The organism is Candidatus Sulfurimonas marisnigri, assembly GCF_015265475.1.
Taxonomy (GTDB): domain Bacteria; phylum Campylobacterota; class Campylobacteria; order Campylobacterales; family Sulfurimonadaceae; genus Sulfurimonas; species Sulfurimonas marisnigri.
This window is the reverse complement of the sequence record NZ_CP054493.1, coordinates 250,444-275,276: the sequence shown is the minus strand read 5'-3', so window position 1 is coordinate 275,276 and position 24,833 is coordinate 250,444. Positions and strand designations below refer to the sequence as shown.

At 35.4% G+C, this 24,833-nt stretch carries 25 protein-coding genes, 5 tRNA genes and 1 pseudogene; 6 read left to right on the top strand and 25 right to left on the bottom strand.

The genetic code is table 11. From position 1 onward, the window contains the following. Positions 1-18: 18 nt before the first annotated feature. From nusG to HUE87_RS01455, 9 genes are all read right to left on the bottom strand, one after another. A complete protein-coding gene (gene nusG / locus HUE87_RS01495) occupies positions 19-561 on the bottom strand; it encodes a transcription termination/antitermination protein NusG (protein ID WP_194366988.1) in 543 nt (180 codons plus the stop codon). 9 nt (positions 562-570) lie between these two features. Continuing rightward, positions 571-750, bottom strand: coding sequence for a preprotein translocase subunit SecE (secE, locus tag HUE87_RS01490; RefSeq protein WP_194366987.1), 180 nt, complete (start codon positions 748-750; stop codon positions 571-573). Between the two features lie 61 nt (positions 751-811). Beyond that, positions 812-887: transfer RNA gene (locus tag HUE87_RS01485), tRNA-Trp, on the bottom strand. Between the two features lie 54 nt (positions 888-941). Continuing rightward, entirely contained in the window at positions 942-1,094 is a 153-nt protein-coding gene (rpmG, locus tag HUE87_RS01480; RefSeq protein WP_194366986.1) for a 50S ribosomal protein L33, read from the bottom strand. A gap of 44 nt (positions 1,095-1,138) precedes the next feature. After that, positions 1,139-2,338 carry an elongation factor Tu gene (gene tuf / locus HUE87_RS01475; protein ID WP_194366985.1) on the bottom strand — a complete coding sequence of 400 codons (1,200 nt, stop codon included), beginning with the start codon at positions 2,336-2,338 and terminating at the stop codon, positions 1,139-1,141. 90 nt (positions 2,339-2,428) lie between these two features. After that, a tRNA-Thr gene (locus HUE87_RS01470) sits at positions 2,429-2,503 on the bottom strand. 162 nt (positions 2,504-2,665) lie between these two features. Then, a tRNA-Gly gene (locus HUE87_RS01465) sits at positions 2,666-2,742 on the bottom strand. Positions 2,743-2,756: 14 nt separating this feature from the next. Further along, positions 2,757-2,841 (bottom strand) — tRNA-Tyr (locus tag HUE87_RS01460). Between the two features lie 60 nt (positions 2,842-2,901). Beyond that, positions 2,902-2,978, bottom strand: a tRNA-Thr gene (locus HUE87_RS01455). A gap of 260 nt (positions 2,979-3,238) precedes the next feature. Between HUE87_RS01455 and HUE87_RS01450 the strand changes: the two genes are divergently transcribed. Then, positions 3,239-3,967, top strand: coding sequence for a YaaA family protein (locus HUE87_RS01450; RefSeq protein WP_194366984.1), 729 nt, complete (start codon positions 3,239-3,241; stop codon positions 3,965-3,967). Between the two features lie 14 nt (positions 3,968-3,981). Here HUE87_RS01450 and HUE87_RS01445 read toward each other — a convergent pair. Then, positions 3,982-6,099: pseudogene (locus tag HUE87_RS01445) on the bottom strand (copper-transporting P-type ATPase). Between the two features lie 123 nt (positions 6,100-6,222). Between HUE87_RS01445 and HUE87_RS01440 the strand changes: the two are divergent. Both HUE87_RS01440 and HUE87_RS01435 read left to right on the top strand, forming a co-directional pair. Then, on the top strand, positions 6,223-6,711 hold the full coding sequence (locus tag HUE87_RS01440; protein WP_194366983.1) for a SixA phosphatase family protein: 489 nt from the start codon (positions 6,223-6,225) through the stop codon (positions 6,709-6,711). Positions 6,712-6,813: 102 nt separating this feature from the next. Further along, on the top strand, positions 6,814-7,563 hold the full coding sequence (locus tag HUE87_RS01435; protein WP_194366982.1) for a TrmH family RNA methyltransferase: 750 nt from the start codon (positions 6,814-6,816) through the stop codon (positions 7,561-7,563). 32 nt (positions 7,564-7,595) lie between these two features. Here the strand turns inward: HUE87_RS01435 and HUE87_RS01430 are convergent, their stop codons facing one another. Continuing rightward, positions 7,596-9,428 carry a fibrobacter succinogenes major paralogous domain-containing protein gene (locus HUE87_RS01430; RefSeq protein ID WP_194366981.1) on the bottom strand — a complete coding sequence of 611 codons (1,833 nt, stop codon included), beginning with the start codon at positions 9,426-9,428 and terminating at the stop codon, positions 7,596-7,598. Between the two features lie 29 nt (positions 9,429-9,457). Next, positions 9,458-9,778, bottom strand: coding sequence for a thioredoxin family protein (locus tag HUE87_RS01425; protein ID WP_194366980.1), 321 nt, complete (start codon positions 9,776-9,778; stop codon positions 9,458-9,460). Between the two features lie 25 nt (positions 9,779-9,803). On the opposite strand from HUE87_RS01425, the gene HUE87_RS01420 reads away from it, so the two are divergent. Next, the gene (locus HUE87_RS01420; RefSeq protein WP_194366979.1) at positions 9,804-10,712 is read left to right on the top strand and encodes an AEC family transporter; all 909 of its coding nucleotides are present in this window, start codon (positions 9,804-9,806) and stop codon (positions 10,710-10,712) included. Between the two features lie 20 nt (positions 10,713-10,732). Here the strand turns inward: HUE87_RS01420 and HUE87_RS01415 are convergent, their stop codons facing one another. Together HUE87_RS01415 and HUE87_RS01410 are read right to left on the bottom strand one after the other, a co-directional pair. Beyond that, positions 10,733-12,343 carry a diguanylate cyclase gene (locus HUE87_RS01415; protein WP_194366978.1) on the bottom strand — a complete coding sequence of 537 codons (1,611 nt, stop codon included), beginning with the start codon at positions 12,341-12,343 and terminating at the stop codon, positions 10,733-10,735. 89 nt (positions 12,344-12,432) lie between these two features. After that, entirely contained in the window at positions 12,433-13,869 is a 1,437-nt protein-coding gene (locus HUE87_RS01410; RefSeq protein WP_194366977.1) for a protein adenylyltransferase SelO, read from the bottom strand. A gap of 99 nt (positions 13,870-13,968) precedes the next feature. Here HUE87_RS01410 and HUE87_RS01405 point away from each other — a divergent pair, with 99 nt between their 5' ends. Beyond that, positions 13,969-15,522, top strand: a complete 1,554-nt coding sequence (locus tag HUE87_RS01405; RefSeq protein ID WP_194366976.1) for a nitroreductase family protein — start codon at positions 13,969-13,971, stop codon at positions 15,520-15,522. Positions 15,523-15,590: 68 nt separating this feature from the next. After that, positions 15,591-15,902 carry a DUF3144 domain-containing protein gene (locus HUE87_RS01400; RefSeq protein ID WP_194366975.1) on the top strand — a complete coding sequence of 104 codons (312 nt, stop codon included), beginning with the start codon at positions 15,591-15,593 and terminating at the stop codon, positions 15,900-15,902. A 49-nt stretch (positions 15,903-15,951) separates the two neighbouring features. Here HUE87_RS01400 and tkt read toward each other — a convergent pair whose 3' ends face one another. From tkt to rplQ, 11 genes are all read right to left on the bottom strand, one after another. Further along, positions 15,952-17,871, bottom strand: coding sequence for a transketolase (gene tkt / locus HUE87_RS01395; protein WP_194366974.1), 1,920 nt, complete (start codon positions 17,869-17,871; stop codon positions 15,952-15,954). 10 nt (positions 17,872-17,881) lie between these two features. Continuing rightward, the gene (locus HUE87_RS01390; RefSeq protein WP_194366973.1) at positions 17,882-18,730 is read right to left on the bottom strand and encodes a polyprenyl synthetase family protein; all 849 of its coding nucleotides are present in this window, start codon (positions 18,728-18,730) and stop codon (positions 17,882-17,884) included. A 12-nt stretch (positions 18,731-18,742) separates the two neighbouring features. Further along, positions 18,743-19,723 carry a PDZ domain-containing protein gene (locus tag HUE87_RS01385; protein WP_194366972.1) on the bottom strand — a complete coding sequence of 327 codons (981 nt, stop codon included), beginning with the start codon at positions 19,721-19,723 and terminating at the stop codon, positions 18,743-18,745. Continuing rightward, a complete protein-coding gene (locus HUE87_RS01380; RefSeq protein WP_194366971.1) occupies positions 19,724-20,041 on the bottom strand; it encodes a YbaB/EbfC family nucleoid-associated protein in 318 nt (105 codons plus the stop codon). It lies immediately after the preceding gene. Next, positions 20,041-20,406 carry an aspartate 1-decarboxylase gene (panD, locus tag HUE87_RS01375; RefSeq protein ID WP_194366970.1) on the bottom strand — a complete coding sequence of 122 codons (366 nt, stop codon included), beginning with the start codon at positions 20,404-20,406 and terminating at the stop codon, positions 20,041-20,043. The genes HUE87_RS01380 and panD overlap by 1 nt, the downstream gene beginning before the upstream one ends. 9 nt (positions 20,407-20,415) lie before the next feature. Beyond that, positions 20,416-20,790 carry a (2Fe-2S) ferredoxin domain-containing protein gene (locus tag HUE87_RS01370; protein WP_194366969.1) on the bottom strand — a complete coding sequence of 125 codons (375 nt, stop codon included), beginning with the start codon at positions 20,788-20,790 and terminating at the stop codon, positions 20,416-20,418. A 61-nt stretch (positions 20,791-20,851) separates the two neighbouring features. Continuing rightward, complete coding sequence (locus HUE87_RS01365; RefSeq protein WP_194366968.1) at positions 20,852-22,147, bottom strand: UDP-N-acetylmuramoyl-L-alanyl-D-glutamate--2,6-diaminopimelate ligase; 1,296 nt, start codon at positions 22,145-22,147, stop codon at positions 20,852-20,854. Beyond that, positions 22,137-22,727 (bottom strand): hypothetical protein, encoded by a 591-nt coding sequence (locus HUE87_RS01360; RefSeq protein WP_194366967.1) that lies wholly within the window; start codon positions 22,725-22,727, stop codon positions 22,137-22,139. The genes HUE87_RS01365 and HUE87_RS01360 overlap by 11 nt, the downstream gene beginning before the upstream one ends. Before the next feature lie 17 nt (positions 22,728-22,744). After that, complete coding sequence (locus HUE87_RS01355) at positions 22,745-23,020, bottom strand: NifU family protein (RefSeq protein WP_194366966.1); 276 nt, start codon at positions 23,018-23,020, stop codon at positions 22,745-22,747. 77 nt (positions 23,021-23,097) lie between these two features. Then, positions 23,098-24,315, bottom strand: coding sequence for an aldo/keto reductase (locus HUE87_RS01350; RefSeq protein WP_194366965.1), 1,218 nt, complete (start codon positions 24,313-24,315; stop codon positions 23,098-23,100). A gap of 147 nt (positions 24,316-24,462) precedes the next feature. After that, entirely contained in the window at positions 24,463-24,813 is a 351-nt protein-coding gene (rplQ, locus tag HUE87_RS01345; RefSeq protein WP_194366964.1) for a 50S ribosomal protein L17, read from the bottom strand. Between the last annotated feature and the right edge of the window lie 20 nt (positions 24,814-24,833).

Sequence of the window (24,833 nt, the reverse complement as noted above, 5' to 3'; positions counted from 1 at the left end):
TTGTTTCCTTTTTTTGATTTAAATTATTTTTTCAACTTGAGTATAAGAGATATCAACCGGAGTTGCTCTACCAAAAATTAAAACGTTTAGCTTTAAAGTTCCATGCTCTAAGTCATACTCATCTACAGTTGCCGTAAAGTTTGCGAATGGACCATCAGTAATACGTACTGTCTCACCATTATCAAAAAATACTTTAGGTTTAGGAGCAGCACGGTTGTTAACACGGTCAAGTATTACATTAATATCATGTTCACTTAAAGGAGTAGGCACATTTGCTTCGCCAATAAATCCAGATACTTTAGGAATACTTTGAACAATATGCTGAATTTCAGTATTTAAGTCAATTCTAGCAAAAACATAACCTGAGTATAAAGAACGCTCAGATATTTTTTTCTTACCATCTTTTACTTCGATAACATCTTCAGTTGGAACAATAACATCAGTAATAAATTCTTGTAGTCCCATCTCTTCAATTATATTAAGTAAAGCAATGCGAACAGCTTTTTCGCTTCCGTATGTTTGTATAGAGTACCATTGGTGGTTACTTGTTGTATTTTCCACTATTATCCCTTAACCTAAAATCGCTGACATAAATGATGACATTGCTAAATCAACTAAAGCCAAGAAAGCAGCTATAACTGTTACTACTATTACTACTGATATATAAGCTTGTTTAACTTGACCTTTAGTAGGAAAAATAACTTTGCTTAGTTCTAGTCTTGCATTTTTTATATGTGTATTTAAATTCATTAAACTTTCCTAATAGTCATTAATTACAGATAAAGCTCTAAAGCTTTACAAATAATTAATGTGGCAGGCGTGGAGGGACTCGAACCCCCAGCACCCGGATTTGGAATCCGGTGCTCTACCATTGGAGCTACACGCCTATTCATCAAACAATAAAGTCAAGCCAAAAGACTTGAGCTTAAATTGCAACTATATTACAGCTTCATCTCTTTGTGAACAGTATGCTCACGACAAAACTTACAATATTTATTTACTGAAAATTTTTCAGTATGAGTTTTTTTATTTTTAGTTGTGTGATAGTTACGACGAGTACACTTTTCACATCCTAAATGTATTGCTTCTCTCATATTATTAACCTTTTAGAGGATTTTGCTTATTCGGAAAATCCGAATTAAGCAAGAATCTCAGCTACAACACCAGCACCAACAGTTCTTCCACCCTCACGGATTGCGAACTTAGTACCTTTTTCCATAGCGATTGGGTGAATTAAATCAACAGTTATACCTACATTGTCACCTGGCATAACCATCTCTGTACCTTCTGGTAATGTGATAGCACCTGTAACATCTGTTGTACGAACATAAAATTGTGGACGGTAATTAGTGAAGAATGGTGTATGACGACCACCCTCATCTTTACTTAGTACATAGATTTCAGCTGTAAATTTAGTATGAGGAGTAATAGTACCTGGCTTACAAAGTACTTGACCACGCTCAACATCATCTTTACCGATACCACGAACTAAAATACCACAGTTATCACCAGCAAGAGCTTCGTCCATTTCTTTACGGAACATTTCTATACCAGTTACTGTAGTCTCTTGAGTATCTCTAATTCCAACAATTTGAATTTTGTCAGAAATTTTAATAGTTCCACGCTCGATACGACCTGTAACAACAGTACCACGTCCAGATATTGAGAAAACATCCTCAACTGGCATTAAGAAATCTTTATCAGTCTCACGAGGAGGCTCAGGAATAAACTCATCAACTGTTTTCATTAGTTGTTGAATCTTAGCTGACCACTCACCTAAAGTACCACTTTTTGCTTCAGCAAGAGCCATAGTTGCAGAACCTGCAGTAATTGGAGTATCATCACCTGGGAAATCATACATATCCAAAAGTTCACGAATTTCCATCTCAACTAATTCTAGAAGTTCTTCATCGTCAACCATATCTTCTTTGTTCATAAAAACAACAAGTGCAGGAACACCAATTTGCTTAGATAAAAGAATATGCTCACGTGTTTGTGGCATTGGGCCATCCGCTGCAGAAACAACAAGAATAGCACCATCCATTTGAGCAGCACCTGTAATCATGTTCTTAACATAATCCGCGTGACCTGGACAATCAACGTGTGCATAGTGACGAATATCTGTTTCGTACTCTACGTGTGAAGTAGCGATAGTAATACCACGCTCTCTCTCTTCTGGAGCGTTATCGATTGCATCGTAATCCATAAGCTCTGCACCGTTAGTTACTGCTAATACTGCAGTAATTGCTGCTGTTAATGTTGTTTTACCATGATCAACGTGACCAATAGTACCAATGTTTACATGCGGTTTATTACGCTCAAACTTTTCTTTTGCCATAGTGTCCTCCGACTTTTATTGTGAATTGAAATGGAATTATATCCAAAAATCATTCAATTATTGCTTAAACTTTTACTATTATTTATTAAATGGAGCTCACGAGCGGATTTGAACCGCCGGCCTCTTCCTTACCAAGGAAGTGCTCTACCCCTGAGCCACGAGAGCATCTGGTATAATTGTAAATTTAAGTCAAGCAATAATTGCATAATTTTTATTATTAGTTTTTTTGATTAGATTTAAAGCTGTATAGATATTTGATATACAAATATTATATATGAAGTAATTTTTGTTGAAATTGTACTTCAGCTTCCAGAAGTTTTTGTTCAATGGAGCGGGTGAAGGGACTCGAACCCTCGACCCTCAGCTTGGAAGGCTGACGCTCTAGCCAACTGAGCTACGCCCGCATGTGCCATTGAAATGGTGGTGAGAAGAGGAGTCGAACCTCTGAACCCGTAGGGAGCGGATTTACAGTCCGCCGTCGTTGGCCACTTGACTATCTCACCATTTACATTATATAAATGTCTTTTCTGGTCTAACACTGTTTCTAATATTCTCGCATTCAATGGTGCCGACACGAGGATTCGAACCCCGGGCCTGTTGATTACAAATCAACTGCTCTAGCCAACTGAGCTATGTCGGCATCGAATTTGAGCCAGAATTATAGTGCAAAAGATATTCAATGTCAAGAGTAATTTATCAAAAATACTTAATATTTGATTTTTTACATAAAACTGATTACTATTTACCCTTATTTAGGGATTCTATATATCATATTACTTCCAAACTTTTTTGTTTTATGTGATTAATTTATTGTAAAATATTTTATTTCTTTCTTTTTATACTATTTATATTGCTACAATTAGAAAAAATTTCATTCAGTTATCAAAGAAGGTTTAAAATATGTTAAAAATATTATTTTCTCCCGCCGAGGGAAAAGCAAGTGGTGGTAGTGAATACGCAAAAGAGATACTTGGATCAAACAGCGCCAGAGAAAATATTTTAAATGAATATAACAATATACTTAAGCGTGGTGATGAAGAAACAATAAAAGAACTATTCGGATTTAAAAAGTTTAGTGACTGTAAACCTTATATTAATGATATCTTTAACTCACCTCTTATGTGTGCGGTTGAGAGATATCAAGGTGTTGCTTATGAGTATCTTGACTTTGATTCACTTGATGAGAAATCACAAGAGTATATAAAGTCAAACACAATAATTTTTTCAAACCTTTATGGTCCTATACTTGGCGGAGATACTATAGCTAACTATAAAGTTAAACAGGGGAATGATGTCGGCAAATTTATACCAGACAGATTCTATAAAGATAGATTTTCATATCAACTAGACTTATATCTTGCAAAGAGTGAGATTTTGGACCTTCGTGCAGGTTATTACGATAAATTTTACAAAGTCACAAAACCATATACGACTATGAAGTTTTTAAAAGGTGGTAAAACCGTAAGTCATTGGGCAAAAGCATATAGAGGTTTAGTTTTAAGAGCAGTTGCGCAAAACAATATAAACTCGATGGAAGAGTTTATGGCTCTGGAGATAGATGGACTAAGCGTTGAAGAGATTACAGTTATTAAAAACAAAACTGAAATTGTTTACAACATAACGAACTAACAACTCGCTCTTACTTATAGTTTCACTCCTCTTAGTCTGAGTGAGTTTGCGATTACAGAAACTGAACTAAAACTCATCGCTGCTGCTGCAATCATTGGCGAGAGGAGTATTCCAAAAAACGGATACAATAATCCGGCGGCAATTGGAATTCCTGCCGTGTTGTAAAAAAAGGCGAAGAAGAGATTTTGTCTAATATTTCGCATTGTCGCTCTACTTAATACCCTTGCTCTAACTATGCCTCGTAAATCACCCTTTATCAGAGTCACCCCGGCACTCTGCATAGCCACATCAGTTCCCGTTCCCATTGCAATACCAACATGTGCCTGAGCAAGTGCTGGAGCATCGTTTATCCCATCACCAGCCATAGCAACAATATGACCTTGTGATTGAAGCTCTTTAATAACTAAGGCTTTTTCATTTGGCAACACCTCTGCATGTACATCATCTATCCCTAATTTCCTTGCAATAGCTTCTGCCGTCGCACGGCTATCACCTGTTAGCATTACAACTTTTATACCTTCAACATGTAGATCGCGGATTGCTTCTGTTGTAGACTCTTTTATGGGGTCAGCGACGGCAAAAAAGCCCGATGCTTTTGAACCAACAGAAATTAGCATTACTATCTTTCCATCCAAGCGTTCATTCTCTGCTCCCTTGCAAAGCTCTTGTATATCAATATTTAGACTCTCTAAGAGTTTTATATTACCTACTGCAACTGCTTCTCCATCAACTTCGCCTGTTATACCCATTCCGCTTATGGAGTTAAAGTTATTCGCCCTAACAAGTGTAATATTTCGCTCTTTTGCACCATTTACTATTGCCTCTGCTAAAGGGTGTTCACTAGAGAGCTCTAAACTTGCTCCAAGTCGTAGGAGTTCATTTTCGCTAAATCCCTCTTCTACATGTATAGTTATAAGTTTAGGTTTTCCCTCTGTTAGAGTCCCTGTTTTATCTACTACCAAGGTGTCTACTTTTTCCATTATCTCTAACGCCTCGGCATTTTTTATTAAAACTCCAGCCATAGCACCACGTCCAGTTCCAACCATAATAGAGATAGGTGTAGCAAGACCAAGAGCACATGGACATGCGATAATTAAAACGGAAACTGCACTAATCATTGCATATGCTAAACGTGGCTCAGGTCCAAATATCCACTAAATAACAAATGTAATAAGAGCAACAGCCAGTACGGTTTGTACAAAATAACCTGCAACAATATCAACCAATTTTTGTATAGGTGCGCGCGAACGTTGTGCCTCTGACACCATATCTATTATTTGAGAAAGCAGCGTATCTGCACCAATTTTTTCTGCTCTCATAAGCAAACTGCCATTTGTATTAACCGTTGCACCTATAAGCTTCTCACCTTTAAACTTTTTAACTCCAACGGGTTCACCCGTAACCATAGACTCATCAACATTACTCTCCCCCTCTACGACCGTCCCGTCAACAGGTACTTTTTCCCCTGGACGGATACGCAAGATATCTCCGACTTTTACTTTATCAAGCTCTATATCTTCCTCTGCTCCACTATCTCTGATAATTCGTGCTATGTTTGGAGCAAGCCCCAGCAAAAGCCCAATTGCCATATTCGTTTTTGAGCGTGCTTTTAACTCTAATACCTGCCCTAAAAGTACCAGCGTAGTTATTACAGCTGCTGCTTCAAAATAGACATGCACTAAACCATCATTCATATGCATAGTGAGTGGGAAAATCTGCGGCATTAACAGAGCAGCTACACTGTATGTCCACGCAACCAAAACCCCAAGTGTTATAAGGGTAAACATATTTAAGTTGTGAGTCAGTAAAGATTGATAGCCGCGAGTAAAAAATGGCAAACCTCCCCATAATACAACAGGTGTTGCCAAGAAAAACTGAGTCCACTGAACAATCTTCATGCTTACTCCATTAGGTAAAAGATTTAAGAACATATCAGCACTCATCGCCAATACAAAAACAGGTATAGAAAAAGCAAGACTAAACCAAAAACGGCGACTCATATCTATGAGTTCTTCATTTTTTTCTTCTACTTTTGCGTTTGTCGCTTCAAGCGCCATTCCACATTTAGGGCAAGAGCCTGCATAGTCTTGGAGTATTTCAGGGTGCATAGGGCAAGTGTATTGTGTACTCATTTTTATACCTCACTAATTAAATAAACATAATTTATTGTTATAACTATTTAACACTATAACATATTTTGTAGTATGTCTCGTGTTTTAAGCAAGGCTTTAGCAAAGTTCCAGTCAAATACCTTTATGAAAAAACTATACATTATAAGACATGCAAAATCGAGCTGGAAAGACTCTTCATTAAGCGATTTCGATAGACCTTTAAACAAAAGAGGCAGAGTGGATGCTCCATTAATGGGTAAAGTACTAAAAGGCAAAAAGGTATCTCCAGATGCAATAATATCAAGCCCCGCACTAAGAGCAAAAACAACTGCACAAAATATTGCAAAAAATATTAATTTCACCAAGCCTATTACTTATGATGAAAACATATATGAGGCTAATGACGACACTCTTCTATATGTAATGAAAAAACTGAACAAAGAGGATAGTGTTGTTTTCATTTTTGGCCATAACCCAGGACTGAATATGCTAGCTGAAAGCTTAGTCGGCTTAGATGAAAACATTCCTACATGTGGAATTGTTGAAATTGAGTTTGATTGCAAAAAGTGGAGTGAGATTAGTTCTAAAAATGCAAAACTTATATCTTTTGATTATCCTAAAATGTATAGTTAATTTTCTACATACGCCGTGAGCGATAGAGAGTAAATAAAATATTCCAAGTGAGATGGCTTAAAAATAGTGTAAAATTCTACTTACATAATTAAAAGGCTTAATTTGCAAGATTCAAAAGAGTATTTAGATAAAAAAGCATATTTCGATAAAATCATAACTCTGTATGGCAGAAATGTAGTTATAGAAGTTTTACAAGATGAAACTATTGAAATTCATAAACTTCACATGTCAAACTCAAACAAAACGGATGGTGCCGTAGAAACTATATTGTCTCTTGCTAAAAAAAGAGATATTACTGTAACTTACCACGACAAAAATGCACTTAGTAGAATTAGTAAAAACGCAAAGCAAGACCAAGGTGTTGCAATTGACATTATCGCAAACTCTTACAAAAATGCTAAAGAGATAAAAGATCTAAAAAGCTTTAAACTTCTGGCTCTTGATGGCATACAAAACCCTCAAAACCTTGGGATGATTATTCGTTCATGTGCGGGTGGGTATGTTGATGGAATAATTCTTCCTAAAAAGAGTTCTGCAAAAATATCTCCACTTGTTATAAAAGCGAGTGCCGGAACGCTTTTTAAACTTCCAATATATTACTGCAACACTCTTGATGAGATTCTCAAAGATTTAGAAGATACAAATATCTATCTCCTCTCTTCACATGCAAAGAGTAGTATATATGATGTGCAAAAGAGCGATAGGTCAATATTTGTTTTAGGAAATGAGAGTGACGGCGTTTCAAAAGAGGTTGAAAAACTTTGTAATAACTCCATCTCTATCCCTATGAACAGAGGAGTTGAATCTTTAAATGTTGCAGTTACTGCTTCACTTATAGCTTTTATGAAATAAAACTCAGACCTTGATTTAAAAGTGTTTTAGCTCTATTTTCCTATGCACCTAACGGTAATCCCGTCTGCTCGATTAAAATTACCAATATCAGCATCATTTGAGCTGAAGTGAAGAGCGCCAGAGTAAGCACCACTTGCACTGGTTGACCACACAACACCGTACGAACCACGACCATCCAACGACCCACTCTCACCACTTCTGTAACCAGAAGATGGTATTTTTAAGAAGTTAGCATATGCTACTTTATTGTTTAACATGCCTTTTGAACTCCCTGTTGTTTCAGCTTCTATCTCAGTAATAGTTGGCACACGATATCCAACTGGACAAATAGAATGTCCATCCGTTGCAGACCAATTTGCACTTCTCATACTTCCATCACTATCTAGTACTGTCCAATCAAAACTATGTTTCCCGTTATCAGTAATAAAATTATTACCTGCACTCTTTAAATCAGTAGACATAAGTGATGTTTTAAAACTTTTGCCTTTTTGATGTCCATCACTATTTCTCCCCCATTGATAATAGTCACCGTAACACGATTTGTCATAAAGAGCTTTACACACTCGAATAGCACCCAAGTTTCTATCAAGCCAAACACGCTTTGTATGTGGGGATAGTAGGGTTTTGTATTCTAAATCTTTATGAGTAATTATCTGTGAAATAAACTCCACTACTGTTACAATAACCCTATCCGAGGAAGAAGTCCCATCTTTATAAACAACAGTTAAAGTTATATTGTGAACCCCCAATGAAAAGTTTGATTTTGAAAAAGATTTCTTGGTAGACAACACTTTTGCATTTTCTTTCCATGTATAGTTTGCGATAGTTCCTTTGCTGTTACTGCCTCCTGAAGCAATTAGCTTGACTGTTGTTCCGTCCATAACTGTTTGATCAACTCCGGCATTTGCTGTTTTAGATGCAGTCGGTAATGTCTTATCTTGGATGCAACGAACACTAAAGCCAAGTGCACGAGCATCATATCCAATGTAAGCAGTGCTAGAACTAAAGTGCAGAGCCCCTGAATTAGAGCCATTAGAATCACTTGACCATACGAAGCCACTAGAACCGACATTGCCTGATGAGCCTGCACCGTAAAAGCTATTTCCAGAAGACGGAAACTTTAGGAAGTTAGTATAGGCTGCTTTATTGTTTGACATACCCTTTGAACTTCCTATTGTTTCAGATTCTAACTCAATAATGGTTGGCACACGATACCCAACCGGACAAACAGAAGTACCATCTGCTTTGGACCAGTTTTTAGCTCTTTGCTTCCCGCTATTATCTGTCTGTGTCCAATCATAAGGAGAGGTTGATGTAGTTATAAAACTGACTCCTGCCATATTTACATCTGTAGCCTGTTCTGGTGCTGTAGTACTAGAGGCATTTTGATGTCCATCGCTGTTTCTACCCCATTGATAGTGGTCTCCATAACAAGCTTTATCGTCAAATGATGAGCATACTTTATATGCACCCAAATTTCTGTCTAACCAAATACGTTTTGTATATGGTGATTTCACTGTTAAATATTTTTTCCCTTTATGGGTTATCTGCTTGGATTTGAAACGTGAAGTATTTTTAACTGCTTTTTTAGCCACTTTTTTTATTGGGGGGACTAACCTGGTAGCTTTTACAAGATCGATATTTGTGGTTTTTTTTGAAAGTGTAGTGTTATTTTCTTTGGATATTTTTTTAAGAGATACAACTTCTACGGAGGCTTCAGTGATACTAACATCCTGCATGCGGTTGACTTCCACTTCTGTCAAACTACTTGTAACTGCAGCACTACTACCTTTACTAAAAAATATAGCAATTGCTAATAGGCTAAGAAGTAACAATACTCCAATGAGAAACTTTTCTATCTTCAAAACTAATCCCTTTATTAAGTCTAATTAAATTACGAAGTCATTATGTCGTAGGGGCGCTTTATCTCTCTTACAATCTCATCAACGCTCATATGTCGTGACTTTCTTAAAAACTCTCTGCCGTCTAAAAAAATCAAAACTGTTGGAATAGCAAAAACACTAAAATGGGTTGATATCTCTTGATCTAGTGATGTATCTACACTCACAATTTCAAACTTTGCAAAATTAGCATCAATTGCCTCTATCAGTTTAGGTTTTAGTGCATGGCACACATTACATGTAGGCGCTGAGAAATAAACCATCACCGCCAAATTTTCTTCTATGATTTTTTTAATATCTTCAATTGTTTGCATAGCGGAATTCTACTATAATACTGCAATGAGTTCAATAATATATTCAATTTTAGGTATTTATATTTTTATAGTTATGGGTTATATTGCAAAAATGAGCTTCAAAGACGCCATTGATGACAAAACCATAACACTTATAAATGTCTATTTTTTGCAAGTTTTTTTAACATTTTGGGGACTTTTAGTCCGCCCTGTTGATGCAACACTTCTTTATGCTCCATCTATCTACCTAGTAATCATTCTAATAGTTTTATTTGTCTCAGTAGTTGTTGCGAATAAACTTTTTAAAGACCCTAAAGAGCACTCAATAGCAACAGTTGCAGCAATAATCGGAAATACTGGCAACTTGGGAATCCCTTTAAACATAGCTATCTTTGGAGAACAGTCTATTCCATATACAACAGTTATAAATCTTGTGAATGTATTTATAGTCTATACTATTGGTGTTTACTTCTACTCACGTGGAACTTTCGATGCGAAGACATCACTTATCAATATAGTCAAACTTCCTGTTCTTTGGGCAGCAACAATAGCTATAATTTTAAGTGCTTACAGCTACAAACCAAGCGAAGTTGTCATGACTACACTAACAATGGGTGCTTACGCCTCTATGACTATGCAACTATTTTTATTTGGTATCTACATGTATGGAACTAGAATAAAAGAGATTAGTAAATCTTTGGTTATCTGGGTTATGTCATTTAAGTTTTTGATTTTACCAGTTATCACCTTCTTAGTACTTTACTCAATCCAGCTAGATTCGATGATAAAAGGGATAATCTTCTTAGAGCTAATGATGCCTTTAGCTATTGCAAATGTAAACCTTGCCTCACTCTATGACTGCAAACCAAAAGTTGTAACTGCCCTTGTATTTATCTCTTCTGTTATTTTTCTCGGAGCAATTTTTGTAGGCGTTAGAATTTTAACTTATCTATAATTATACGTATTAAAACCCCTCTAGCTCATTACTCTGTTTCTACCCATCTCTTTAGCCATATAGAGCGCATCGTCACTTCGCTTTAAAAAAGCCTCTATCGTATCGTTCTCCTTTGCAACCGCTACACCCAAGCTTACAGTTTGTCTTACAATATCTATAAAATGAAAGTTGCTAACTGCCAAACGAATTTTCTCCGCCAAGTTTAAAACACCTTCAAGGTCTGTAAATGGACATATTACAGCAAATTCCTCTCCTCCCCATCTACAAAATGAGTCACTCTCCCTAACACACGATTCTATTATCTTAGCAGACTCTACAAGAACATGGTCTCCGGCTTGGTGTCCATAAGAGTCATTTACATTTTTAAAATGATCAAAGTCAACCATAATCATGGCAAGTTCCTTTTTGTATCGACCTCTTTGAGCAAATTCATAATTTAATACATCATCAAATTTATTACGGTTGTATGCTCCTGTTAGCTTGTCTCTTATGGAAAGCTCTTCAACTCTTTTCTTATCAGTAATATCAAAACGAATAGATTGATAACCCATAAGTAGACCAAAGTCATCATATATTGGCTCAATAGCGACACTTACCCAGTAAAAATCTCCACTTTTTTTTCTATTTTTAAGTTCACCGCTCCAAACATGCCCAGCTTTAATTGTCTCCCACATCTCTTTATATATGCTGGAGTCCATATCTGGATGTCTGACAATATTATGGTTCCTTCCAATCAGCTCCTCTTTTGAGTAGCCGCTCATCTCTGAAAATGCATCACTTGCGTAAACAATAACACCTTTTTTATTGGTGATGGAAACCAGCACATATTTGTCAACAGTTTCTATATAAGTATCTAAACGCTGTTTTTGCTTAAGTATCTTCATCATACTCATAATATGGGTGTTAAATCTCTCTTTATCAATTGATTCACTAAAAAAATCGGTCACTCCGCTTTTAAAAAATTCACCCTTTAGCTTCTCTACTCTTTTAGTGTCTCCATTTATTACAGTACCGCCAAAAAGAATCATGTCACGCTTAGGATAACGATTTTTAATCTCCCTACATAGTAATAATCCGCTCTTATCTTCCAACTCTTCGTCCACGTAAACAATCTTTATGCACTCATCATTGCGCATAAGTTCAAGAGCATCTTTTTTTGAGCTTGTTATAATAGGCTGAAACAGAAGTGAACGAAACACCTGCGTAATTGACTTAGTAGTTAAAGAGGAGTGGTCTTTACTGCAAATGAGTACATGCCTGTTATAAAAAGATTCCAAACCCTGAAGCAAATCTGCCAAATAAGATTTCCCGGCTAGATTGTTTTTAATGACATAATCAATAACAGGATAATTAGTCACCTCAATATACTGCTCATCTGTCAGTTCATCAAAGGTGGCAATAGTTGGTATCTTTTTCTCTAGTACATAATCAATAACTTTTTCACCAGTAATATTTTGCATCTCAAAATCTACAATCGCAGCAAAAAAAGTCTCACTCTCAAGCAAAGAGACAACATACTCCATACTTGTTGCTAGAATAAAATGAAATTTTTTGTCTTTAATTCGTTCCTGTAAAAAAGCAGTAATTTGTATATCATGATCCGCAACAAGAATTTTTTTAGTATTTGTCATCTGTTATATCCAATATATTTATATTGTAATTCTAACTTAACTCTACTCCAAATTAGATTAAAAAATATTATTCCTTTTTACTTATTCTATTATGACGAGCAGCTTAGCTTGAGGTTTTTTGACTGCGCAGGAGCCGACTTACTAAGGTATTCAAGTTCTGAGTGTTCTTCAAATGGACTCAGTGCAACTGTAAGCAGTTCCTCTATCATTGAGAAGTCATGCATCTGCGCCTTTTCTATTGCCTCTTGCAAAATATGATTTTTTAAAATATATTTTGGGTTTACATCTAGCATCTGCTTGTGTCTATTCTCATTTGATAAATTCTCTTTTTCTAAGCGTTTATCATAAGCATCTAACCATTCACTCATTGGTTTTTGAAGTTCCACAAGTTCTAATATATCTGTTTTATCCCCATTATATCTGGAGAATAATCTGAAAAACTTTGTATAGTCTATAGGGGAAGCACCTAAAGCTCTCAACATCCATTTGAATAGTTCAAGGTCACTCTCAAACGAGTTAACAAGACCCATTTTTTTATACATAATTGCCAAGTACTCTCTCTCATAAATATCACCAAAACTCTCCAATACTTCTAGGGCACTATCATGGTTTACAATTGCCGACAAGGCAACTGCCAACTGTTGTAAATTCCAGTGAGCAATTCCTGGCTGGTTTTTAAAACTGTAACGACCATCGACATCTGTATGATTACAAATATAATTAGAGTCATAGTCATCTAAAAATGCGAAAGGGCCATAATCAATGGTTCTTCCATCAATAGACATATTGTCAGTATTCATAACTCCATGGTTAAATCCTACACTCTGCCATTTTGCCACTGTTTTAGCTGTATTTTTTACAATCTCTCCGTACATTTTCAGATAAACACCCTCTTCCCCTTTAAGATAAGGAAATGATTCATCTATGACATAATCTGCTAACTTTTGAAGCTTTGCATGTTCACCTATTGCGTTGAAATATTCAAAAGTACCAAAACGCACCCATGTTGGTGAAAGACGAAGTACAATTGCACCCTTCTCCCAGCGTGAGCGTGCAACATCGGTGTCACTCCCAATAAGAGATAAAGCACGAGAGGTCTCTATACCAAGACCATGCATTGCCTCTGACATAAGGTATTCACGGATACTAGAGCGAAGAACAGCTCTTCCATCACCTTGACGTGAATAAAGAGTTAGCCCTGCCCCTTTTAGCTGTAGGTTTTGTCCATTTACTTTGCCTAGATTGATTGCTCTGCCATCACCAAGACGAGGAACAAAGTAACCAAATTGATGACCTGCGTAACACATGGAAAAAGTTTTTGAGCCTTTTAGTTTATGGCTACCATTTACAATATTAACAAGATTTTCATCTAGACTTATATCATCTTCAATCCCTAAAAGTTTTGCTGCATCTTGTGAGACAGATATAAGAAAAGGTTTTTTTAGTGGTGTCGGTTCAACCTCGTCAAAAAAAATAGAATCCAAATCCATATACGGTGTTGCAAGTTTTAGTTGTGATAATTTCATAATTAGCTTTTAACATGTGAGATATTAAAAATAGCTACAATAAAAAAACAAACTTTTTTTTAGAGCTTAACTTAAGATAAATTTCTTTAAACTGCGTGCATGAATAAATCACTACAGATAGTTTACGAATACCACGAAACTACAAAACATGCACAACACCGTTATGCCCGTTCACTTGGCTATATGGACTGGAGCACTCAGCCAGACCCGTTTAGAATTTACAAAGGAGCGCAAATAATAAAGCTCCCATTGGCACTTAATCATACTACCCCGCCATATCATCTTCTTGATGAAGAGTTGCCATCTGCCCCTCTTGTTAAAGAGTCACTATCTCAACTTTTACAGTTCTCTATGGGAATTGCCGCATACAAAGAATCTGGTGGAAGTTCTTGGGCAGTCAGATGCAACGCCTCAAGTGGAAATTTACACCCAACAGAGTCCTATGTTATATTACCACCAGTTTTAAAAGAGCAAAACGAAAATAGTACAATTTACCACTATGCTCCTAAAAATCACACTTTAGAAATTCTTGCAGAAGTTGAAACAAATTTTTGGGAAAAACTACCAGAAAATAGCTTTATTATAGGTCTCTCAAGCATATCTTGGCGTGAAGTGTGGAAATATGGCGAACGTGCTTTTCGCTACACTCAGTTAGATGCCGGACATGCATGGCAAGCATTTGTAGTTTCTGCAAAAATGCTTGGTTGGAAAATAACAAGGCTTGACAGCGTAAGTGATAGTGATATGTCAACACTTCTGGGATTACAACAAAAAGATAGATTTTTTGAATCTGAAAATCCTGATATGTTATTTGTTGTATCAAGTACAGAAATAGAACCATCCTTGTCTATAGATACTCTTGTGGAATCTGTTCCTTTAGCATTTGAGGGAATTGCGAATAAACTAAGTCCAACTATGCAAAAGTGGGATATCATTCCTGCAATTGAAGATGCAACGTCATCTAGTGAAATAGCTCAACATAAACTACATGTAGAGAATTTTAAAAAAACTCCAACAAAAGAGTCAAAAGATGTAGTACTAAATAGACGAAGCGTACATGTAATGCAAAAAGATATATCTAAAATTACAAAAGAGCAGTTTCACACAATCCTGCAAAGTGTAGTTTTATCTCAAGATGGCAAAGAAAACTCAGCTCATTTAGCTCTGTTTGTAAACCGAGTAGAAAATTATGAGTCTGGTCTGTACATCTTAGTCAGAGATGAGAGAGATAAAGAAAGCTTAGTTAAACAGATGGATGAAAAGTTTAAGTGGGTGGAGACAGAACTAAAAAACTTATACATGTTACAAAGTGGAGATTTTACGACAACTTCAAAGGCAATAAGCTGCAATCAAGATATAGCGGCTGATGGAGCGTTCTCTCTTGGAATGCTATGTAATTTTTCAGACCAACTTAATAATCATGGAGCACATAGATACAAAGAACTCTATTGGGAGTGTGGGGCTATTGGACAACAGCTCTATTTAGAAGCAACCTCTCTTGGGCTCTCAGGAACAGGGATAGGATGCTTTTTAGATGATGTAATGCACGATTTAGTAGGACTTAAAGATAACCGTTTTCAAATCTTATACCATTTTACTGTTGGTCGCGGATATGTTGATAGTAGAATCACTACAAAGCCTGCCTACGATTAATAACCTTTAATGACAGAAGTAAACAAACAATATTGTAAAATTATCAAACACAATTAAAAGGGATTATTATGAGTAAAAATATAGATATGGATACACTCTACAAAACTGCAGATAAGTTTATAGATCTTGCAAATATACTTGCACAAGAAGACAAGTCAGGTACAGTTGGTTCAGCTTTTAGATTTGCAGCAGCTAGATATAGTGCATTTGAGCTATCACTATCTAACAGAGATTTAGCTAAAGAAAAAGAAGAGTTAAAAGAGGAGCTTTTAAAGGACTACGCTTTGATGCTTGATGAAAACTTAGATGTATACATTCGTCACCTAAGAGAAAAAGCTCAGCAAGAAAAATCTCAGTCAAAACTAAAAGTTTTTTCATAAACTAAGCTATAGACCTACATGTAGAATAAGCCTACATGTAGATAGTAAATTATTTGATTTTTTCTAAGATGCTATCTACAGAAAAACCAAACTTCTCAAACAGCTGTCCAGCTGGAGCTGAAGCACCGAAGCTATCCATTGCTATTATTTCATCAGCAAATTTATACCATTCTAAACCTCTGGCAGCTTCAATAGCTATTTTTTTAGTATCTGGCTTAATTATTGAATCAATATATGATTTATCTTGCTCGATAAGAATGTCATAACAAGGAACAGATACAACATTTACTGGCACATCTTTCTTATTAAGAGCCTCTTTTACCTTAAGAGCAAGTTCCACTTCAGATCCAGATGCCATTAAAGTCATAACAGCATTTTCATCACTTGCTAAAAGGTAACCGCCCTTAGATGCACTACCACTTACAGCTTCTGGAAGAAGAGCAAGATTTTGACGTGAACAAACGAATGCAGATGGAGATTTAGTCATCTCTAATGCTGTTTTCCAAGCTTCAATATTCTCTGCTCCATCGGCCGGTCTCCAAACATAGAAGTTTGGAAGTGCACGGAACTGACTTAAGTGCTCAATTGGCTGATGAGTCGGTCCATCTTCACCAACACCAATAGAATCATGAGTCCAAATAAAGAACTGTTGGATTCCTGTAAGTGCTGCAATTCTAGCAGCTGGTTTTAAATAATCTGAAAATACAAAAAAAGTTGCTGAAAAAGGCATAAGTGGACCGTAAAGAGCCATTGCATTAACAATTGAAGCCATTGCATGTTCACGAATACCAAAGTAGATATTTCTTCCCTTTGGAAAAACGCCCATATCATTTAGGTTTGTTTTGTTTGATGGACTCAAATCTGCACTACCACCCAAAAAGCTCGGAACCGCTTTTGCGATAGCGTTCATAATTTTACCATTCGTATTTCTTGTAGCATCAGCTTTATCAAAATCTGGCCACTGAATTCTTGAAAAGTCAGGATTTTGTAAAGCAGCAAGTGCCTCATTTTGTTCCATAAGTGGAAGAGTTTTTTGTCTATGAATCCACTCACGCTCGAGCAGATCACCATCTTCTATTGCACATCTAAAGCGAGTCATTACATCTTCATCAACAAAGAATTTTTTCTCTGGGTCAAATCCAGCAGCTTTTTTTGCCTCTGCAATTACATCCTCACCAAGAGGAGCACCATGAGAGTGATGAGAACCTTCAAGTTTACCGGCACCTTTTGCGATGATAGTATTTGCAATAATAATAGTTGGTTTTTTGTTTGATTTTGCTGTAGTTATTGATGAATTAATCTCATCAAAATTATGACCATCACACTCTAGAACATCCCAATCTTGAGACTCAAATCTCATGCGGATATTTTCAGAGATACTTAAATCAGTTGAGCCTTCAATTGTAATACGGTTTGAATCGTATATAAGGATTAAATTATCAAGTTTATTATGTCCAGCAATTGAACAAGCTTCGTAACTAATACCTTCTTCTAAATCTCCATCACCACATAAACAATAAATATTATGGTCAATTAACTCCGCTGTTTCAGAGTTAACTTGAGCACCTACAAATTTAGAAGCCATTGAAAAACCAACAGCATTTGCAATACCTTGACCAAGTGGTCCAGTTGTAATCTCAATACCAGCAGTATGACCAAACTCTGGATGACCTGGTGTTTTAGAATCTAACTGACGAAAGTTTTTTAAATCATCTATCCCTAAGCCATATCCCCAAAGGTAATAAAGTGAGTAAATAAGACCTGTTGCATGTCCACCTGAAAAAACTAATCTATCGCGGTTTATCCAATTAGGATTTTTAGGATTATGGTTTAAGTGCTCACTAAGAACAACTGCTATATCAGCCAAGCCCATAGGTGCACCAGGATGTCCTGAATTTGCCGCCTGAACCATATCTGCAGCTAAAAATCTTATCGAATCTGCCATTTTTTGACGCATTACATTACTCATCTAGTTTCCTTTAGTTTTTATGTCTATTTATATATTTTGTAAGAAGTGGTGATAGTTCATTTTTTAAACTTTCATCAAAGCCATTTAACTCTATTGTTAGCTCAGCTGCTAAATCATTTGCTTGCTTTAATGCTTCATCTAGCCCTAGAAGTGTTACAAAACTGTTCTTAGCTTCATCATTATTTGTAAGCTTTCCAGCTTCTTCTGTACTCTGAGTAACATCTAAAATATCATCTTGGATTTGAAAAAGCAAACCAAGTTTGATTCCAAAAGCGTATAGCTGCTCAGCAAGTTCCTCTTTACCAACAATTATTGCACCCATTTTAAGTGAAGCAGCGATGAGTTTAGCCGTTTTATTTGTATGAAGAATCTTTACATCTTCTATACTCAAGGGCTTATTTTCAAAGTAGCAGTCTATAGCCTGACCTAAAACCATCCCGTTGAGTCCACCGTTACTTGCCAACTCTCTAATAAGCTGAACTCTCGTATAGTCTGAAAAAGGAGCATTGCTTAAAACTTCAAAAGAGTAAGTGTTTAGAGCATCTCCAACAAGTATTGCAGTAACTTCATCAAACTCTACATGTAGAGTTGGTTTCCCCCTACGAAGAGGTGAATTATCCATTGCCGGCAAATCATCATGTATAAGAGAGTAGGTATGTAAAAGCTCTATTGCATAAGCAGCATGACGAGCGCCATCAAGCATTAAGGAATTGTAAGAGTTTACAACACCAAGTAAAAGGGCAGGACGAAATCTCTTCCCACCAGCACAAAGCATCTTTTGCAAAGCATCTTGATACGCTGGATGAATACTTTTTGATACAGGTAAGTGGTTTAATAAAAAATTCTCAAAGTTTTGCATATGGAATTCTACCTAATTTACAGTCACAAAAAACTGAAATTCTTCCCTTTGAAAAAGAAGTTTTACTGACTTTTGGGTATTGGCTACTATCTCTAATATATCTTGTTCATTTCTGATTTTTGTCGTATTGACTTGAAGAAGTTGATCACCTATTTTAAGCTTATAATGTTGGGCTTTTTTTTCTATTTTTACAGTGCATAAATTCTTATCAAATGATATTCCTAAAAACTCTAAAAATGTATCACTAAGATAACCACCACCATATCTTTTTTGACTTTTTACATTTACAGTAAGTATCTTTTTACCACGTTTAATTTTTAGTTTGTGAGTAGAACCGATATCGCTAAATAAAATATTTCTCATTAAAGTTGCACTGTCTATTACATTTTTACCATCAAACTCTAATATACGGTCATCTTTTTTAAATTGGTTATTTTTCATAAATGGGTTACTAGAATCCACAATAACAGCTTTTTTTACATTATGGACTCTTATTCCAATATCTGAATAAGAGACTTCTTTTATCTTTAAGAATCGCTCTATAAACTCTTTTTCAATTATCCCATCTGGAGTAACCAAGCCCTCTAAGGTGCAACAGCTGTTAACAAGAATACTTGGTATAGATAGCGGCTCACTGTATGTCGCAAAACTATTTAATCCAATCTGATGTTTCAAAATTTTACCCTCGGTCACCATTTTTCTGTTTACAGCAGCAGTTCCTAATGTAAGATTATTATTTATCCTAAATGGGTATTTGAATTTATTCTTATCTTCTATAAGATATAGTGATAAAAAAGGGTCATGTTTAATGATTTTAGCATTTGGAATTTTTTTTGAAAATATTAATAGTTTATTTTTTTCTACTGGAATTTGAAGTTGTTGATTTTTTATTGCATTTGTGTCATTGACTTTAAGCTTACAAAAGTCAAAGCCACCATCACATGCAAATAGATTTAAAAAAAGAAGGTTTAGAGCTATAAAAAGCCTAAACAACTACTTATTTCCAAATGGGTTTAAGCCACCAATACTACCTAACATGCCCATTGCACTACTTTGTTTGTTTTGTTCTACCATTTTATTAGCATCATTTATAGCACCAATAAGCAAAATCTGAAGTGAGCCCTTGTCTGATAATAATGAATCATCAATATTAATATCAATAACCTCACCTTTACCGTTGATGGTAATATCAACTATTCCTCCGCCACTTTTAACATTAAAAGTTTTAGACTCCAGCTCAGCTTGAAGCTTATCTGCATTTTCCTGCATTCCCTCAAGCATTTTGCCCATATCGCTAAGGTTTCCGAACATTAAATACTGTCTGCTACGTAATCAATGTCGTTATTATCATCTAAGATAACAACTTTAGGTTTATAAGTTTCTAAATCTTTCTCGTCATAAGTTGCATATGCAACTATAATGACCTTATCTCCCTTGTGAACTTTTCTTGCAGCAGCTCCGTTTAAACAGATGTCTCTTTTGCCGCGTTCACCCAAGATTATATATGTTGAAAATCTTTCACCATTGTTGACATTTAAAATTTCTACTTTTTGCCCAATTCTCATCTTTGCAGCCTCTAAAAGCTCCTCATCTATTGTAATTGAACCAACATAGTTTAGGTTAGCATCAGTTACAGTGGCGCGATGGATTTTACTGTACAACATATCAATTAACATAACTACTTCCTACATTCCCATTTGTTTTTTAGCATCAGCTGGAGATATTGCGGTATCCCACATTTCAGAGTCTATAACATACTCTTCAACTACATTTCCACCAATAATATGCTCTGTAATGATACGGTCTATTTTTTCTTTATTTAAGCCTACATACATAGTATGACCTGGTTCTACTAGCATTATTGGACCTTGTGCACAACGATTCATACATGAAGTACGAACTATTGGTGCAGTCATCATGATACCTTCTTTCATTAGCTTTTGTGCTGTGTACTGAAATAAGTCTTGTGTCTCTGGTGTAACACATGATGGTTTTGGCATACCTGGTGGAGCCGACTGCTCACACTTAAATATATAAAATGCTGGTTGTGGAATACCCATTATATTATCCTTATTATTTTTCTAGATTATATCTAAAATAAGTTGATATATCTTTAAGCTTTCAATTTAAATTTAAAAGCTCCCTTACAATTTCTCTATCATCAAAAGGAAATTTTTCATCATATATTATCTGATATGATTCATCACCCTTTCCCAGTATAACTACTACTTCATCATTTTCTTGATCATTAAGGGCCATCTGAATAGCTTTTTTTCTATTTAACTCTACACTAACTATGCTTCTATCTTCAATACCCTCCAAGATATCATCTACAATAGCTTCTGGATTCTCATGTCTTGGATTATCACTTGTTATATAAACTTTTTTTGCCAAACTAGCAGCTACTCTGCCCATTATAGCTCTTTTTGACCTATCTCTATCTCCGCCAGCACCAAATACAACCAATAGCTCTTTCTCTTTTAGAGCATTTAAAACCTGTTGCATTCCATCTGGTGTATGTGCAAAGTCTACTATAACATTTGGCAACTCACTAACTTGTTCCATTCTACCGCTTACACCTGCAAAATTATCTACAACATCAGCAACCTCTTCAAGTTTTTTTCCAGTTACTATATGCGTTGCTGAAATAGCTGCCATAAGATTATAAAGATTAAAGAAGCCATGAAGAGAAGCAGTAAAGGGAACTACTTCTTTAAAATGCTGAATAATTCCACTCGAAGCATCATTAAGAGAATATGCCATAAGCCTATATGTTGCTGGGTTTTCTATGCCATAAGTGAAAGTATTTTTTATATTAAATGAAGCCTTGGGCTCATCTTTGTTTATAAGCTTTTTTCCCTCGTCCTGAAAAAAACTATTTTTTACAGCTATATATTCTCCGATTGTTTTATGATAGTCTAGATGATCTTGTGTAATATTTGTAAGTATTTTTAACTCAAATTTCAAGCCTTCAACCCTCTTTTGAACTATAGCATGTGAACTAACTTCCATTATAAAAAACTCACACCCTGCACTAACTGCTTGATATATGTGTTTGTATGTATTTAATACAGATGGTGTTGTAAGAGTTTTGCCCTCAGCCACTTCATCATTCATAAAGAAGCCGCGAGTCCCCTGCATAGCTACTTTATACCCCATATCTAGTAAAAATGAGTATATTGCACTTGCTGTAGTTGTCTTACCGTTTGTTCCTGTAATTGCAATAATTTTTATTTTATCTGTTCCAAAAAGTTTTGCTACGTCTGTAATGTTTATAATTGAATGCGCTGAGTTGTCTCTTGCGTTTTGAAGATATTTTTCATTTTGGTTTGTTAAAACAAACGCTGTATGTTTGTCGCATTCCAAAGAGTTCTCTGTTATATATTTAAACTCTTCATTTGGAAGTTCAATTCTCAATCTTTTTGCCTTTGGCTAATTTTTTGAGCAATTTTCGAAGAAGCTCATCACTCGGATAAATGCTTAATGCATTTTCAAGATATGTTAATGCCATATCTGCAAACCCATTCTCAATAAGATTGTCTAAAAAATCAACAAAATCCTCTTTTTGAGTTATTATTACGCGGGTTGAAAACATTATGTTTTCAAAAGTCTCTTTAAAACTTTCACCTTCGTCAATTATAGCTTTGAAATCTTTATAAAGTATTCCATCTTCAAACTCTAATCTGTCACGGAGTGGCTCTGCAAATACCTGACTAAGTTTTTCTAAAGAGCCATCCATATTTTGAAGTATATCACTCATTATAACATCTGCTTGCTCTTTGTCTTCTTCTTTTAAAATTTCATAATAGTCAAAAAGAGCTTCTGCACCACCCTCTCCGCTCATGGCCATCTCTGATAGAATCACACTATTATATGCCTCTTTTGAGTTTGGAAAATTCTGTAATACTACTGCAAACTTCTCTAGCGCATTTTTAAAATCACTCTTCGAGAAGTAATCTTTTGCCTGATTTAATATTTTATATTTACTAATGCTCATAAATTTGTTCACTTATTTTATAAATTATCTATTTCATTTTCCATGCCAATAGGCACATTTATAACAACCAATTCAGGATGAATATCCATCTTTAATTGTCTCTCTACACCATACTTAAGTGTTGTTCCGCTACTTGCACATCCTACGCATGCGCCTTTTAACTGAACATACACCTTAGAATTTTTCACTGTTAAAAATGTTATATCTCCGCCATCAAGCGCTAATGACGGACGTACCTTATCTATTACAATCTCTACTGGGCTCATTAACTCTTCATCTGTAAAGGGAATCATTCCTATCCTTTAATTTTCTCTATTTTATATCTTGTAAGATATGACAAAATCGCTTAACAAGTAATAAAATATATAAGTTATTCTACCAAAGCAAGAATTTGACCAACATAAGTTGGTTTTCTCATTCCAACTAAAATATAATCTATGTTATCTCTTTGCATTAAAAACTTTAACGCACAACCTTGCATTAATATATCACACTCGCTAAATAGCTCTTTTAATTGAATTTTTGTGCTTTTAGAGCACTCATATGCTACCATTTTTCTATACTCTTGAAGATATAAGTCTATGAAACTTAACATTACATCCCTGTTTTCTCCATCAACTAGTTCTAAAGTTTTTTTCATATGTGGCACAATTTGAGAGAAAAGAAATAAATCATAATCACCTATCCAACCAAACTTATGTTTTGAAGCATCTAGTTGTTCTAGTAGATTATAAAAAGGTCTTAATGCGTTATTATCACTAATTTCCATCAATTCATTAAGATAATTATAGTACTCTCTACTCTCATCGTAATCTGCTAAACGAAACATAAGATTATCCATTTTGGCATTAAGTGGTCTGTTTGCCAATACTCTTAATCCATTTTCCTTTGCCCATGTTGCACATTTTAAGCCCTCTTGTTCAAGCATATTTATTGGCAACTCAATTGTTGTAAAACTATTTGTATCATTTCCAACAATCTCAGCTGCATTATCAGCTAAAACTATTAAATCTTCATATGCTAGAAATTCATCGCTAGAATGTGAAACCGAAAAACTGTTTGAACTTATCCCATATGAGCGAATTCGCCCTTTTTTAATCTCTTCTTCAAGTCCGACAAACGCAAGTTCTATTCTTCTATACATCTCATCAAGTCTTTCATTTTCATCAACTCCATTTTTAATGGCATCAAGTAGATAATACTCTGGATTATGAATAAGATAACAATCCAATGTTTGCATCTCTAATCTTTTTAAAGATTCTGTTAGTTGTTGATGTAAAAACGATTTTGATATAGAGTGAAAACAATCTTCACTAAACTCAACTACTTCCTCAAAAGGTTCTTCTTTGTGAGTCAGCATATTAGCACCTTGAATATACCCAAATTTACTTACTATCTCAACAAAATTTTTTCTATCTTCGTCGAAATCTCTAAAGGCAAGTGCAATAGCTCTTTCAGCACCACCATCCATATAATTAGACGATGTGTCTATCATAGCTATTCCAGCATCAATAGCCTCTTTTAAGCTTTCTATATGTTGTGGGTTTAAATCACTGATTCTGTATGTTCCAAATGCGAAATTACTCATAATGCTTGTCTCTCTTTAAAGTATTTTAGAATTTGGAAGTTTTGAAGAAGCACTCTTTACGGTGTGTAGGCATTGTGCCGAGCAAAACTCAGCGTTAGTGTAGCAAAAAGGGGCTTTTGCTCCTTTTTGCATACTAACTAATAGTAACTATACTAATTCAATAAATGCCATAGTAGTAGCGTCACCACGACGAATACGAGTTCTAATAATTCTAGTATAACCACCAGTACGATCAACATACCTTGGAGCTATCTCGTTTACTAAAGTTTTAGTTGCTTCTTTACTTTGAAGCGCCGCGAATACTGCTTTATGAGCATTTGAATCATTCTTACCAGCAATAGTGATAAGTTTTTCAACATAAGAACGTAGCTCTTTTGCTTTAATAACAGTAGTTTCAATTTTACCATGTTCTATTAACGAAATACTAAGGTTCATTAGCAAAGCTGCACGGTGTGAGCTTGTACGACCTAGTTTACGGTATCCATGACGATGTCTCATCTATAATTCCTCTATTTAAA